This is a genomic window from Psychrobacter sp. 1U2 (assembly GCF_051847575.1).
Genome location: NZ_JBPYDC010000666.1, coordinates 1 through 908, shown reverse-complemented (window position 1 = coordinate 908; position 908 = coordinate 1). Strand labels below are relative to the sequence as shown.

The 908-nt window shown below is 42.2% G+C and carries 1 protein-coding gene; it reads left to right on the top strand.

What is annotated here, in order from left to right:
* Positions 1-106: 106 nt before the first annotated feature.
* The coding region (locus ACS8FD_RS17970) for a transglycosylase SLT domain-containing protein (protein WP_439276853.1) at positions 107-908 on the top strand (802 nt) is incomplete at its 3' end.

Here is a 908-nt window from a genome sequence, read left to right as displayed (position 1 = left end):
TGTGTAACATCTAAGCTGCCTTCAAAATGTTTATTTATCATTTACGTACACATTGAGATGATGGCAGCTCCCTGGTAAGCAGGATGGCTAATATTAGGAGACATCCATGCAGCGTATTACTTATCGTGTAAAAGTATCTGCGCAAGGTGCCAAACGTCGTATTTCTTATTTACTGCGTCCATCCAAGCGCTCACTTAGCACCAAAAGTAACCTCGTTTCATCCGTTACCCCTACCAAATTGAACCGTTTTGCCAAAACAAAAAAGATGGCACAAGTATCTAGTATTGCCCTTCTCTCCTTACCTGCTGAGAGCCTGATTACGATGGATTCAACAGTACCAGCCTATGCTAAGGTGATGCTTGAGGAGACTCTTACCATCGCAGCTGTCCCAGGAGACAGCACTTATTTTGCGACCGATGGCTTTCAGCACGGCTTTGGCTTTGATTTGATACGTAGTTATGCTGATGAGCTAGGCGTTGAGATTGATTTAAAGGCTTATGCTAGCGAAGAGGCGGCATTGAGAGCAATAAAATCAGGTGACGCTGATATGGCATTGACGACAGCGAGTACGCAGCTAAAGAGTCAGCTGAATTTGTCTTCAGTTAATGTTAGTTGCGGCTATGATGCTAGCCTAACAAAAAATGGCTTACATCCTAAAGTCAGCTGGACATTTAACCAAGCCGATGATCCGTTATCACAAAAAGCCAGTTACTTCTTATGTGATAGTATCAAGCTTGAAAACACGCAAAAGCTTGCCGCGTTTTATAATCAAAACTTACTAAAAGATGCCTACAGTCAAGATCATTTTAAAAAAACGTTGACTGAAAAGTTGCCTGATTACCAATCTTCTTTTGAAGAACAAGCCCGCAATTATAATCATGATTGGGAGCTGCTAGTGGCGATGGGTT